Source organism: Gemella sp. GH3 (genome assembly GCF_013415425.1).
In the GTDB taxonomy this organism is placed as follows: Bacteria; Bacillota; Bacilli; order Staphylococcales; family Gemellaceae; genus Gemelliphila.
The window spans coordinates 1-490 of record NZ_JACBYC010000257.1 but is presented as its reverse complement, the minus strand read 5'-3'; the positions used below and the strand labels follow the sequence as shown (position 1 = coordinate 490).

Below are 490 nucleotides of genomic sequence, written 5' to 3'. Positions count from 1 at the left end.
ATTATTTGTTGAACTTGAACTATCTTTACTATTATTGTCGTTTCCACATGCTGCTAACATTAACGTTGATGCTAATAAAATAACCGGTAACTTTTTCATTACTTCACCTCATAGATTGATAAATAAATGATTAACCTATTGTGACTCACATCGAGTAGGAGTTAAAGTTCTCAATTGATAATCATTATCAAGAATATTATATTCGTGGGTGATATTTGTGTCAATAACAACTCTTTTGATTTTTTATCTAAAAATCCTTTTAAATTTTAAAGAAATTAGGAGACATTTATGTGTTATTTATTTTTAAAAATAAAATGACTGGGTAAACTATGAATAAGGGAATTTAGAGTTGACGATTACTATAATTTATAGAATTTAAAAAGATACTTATAGGAGTGGCTATACTATGGTAGAAAAGTTTCAAGCATTTATAGTTGATCAAGACGACAAAGGTAACGTTCCTCATGATTTTAAAAAGATAAGTAAACAG

1 pseudogene is annotated in these 490 nt (G+C 26.9%); it reads right to left on the bottom strand.

Annotation, left to right across the window (positions count from 1 at the left end):
- Nucleotides 1–99: pseudogene (locus HZY83_RS08530) on the bottom strand (iron uptake system protein EfeO); the annotation flags it as partial.
- Nucleotides 100–490 lie beyond the last annotated feature (391 nt).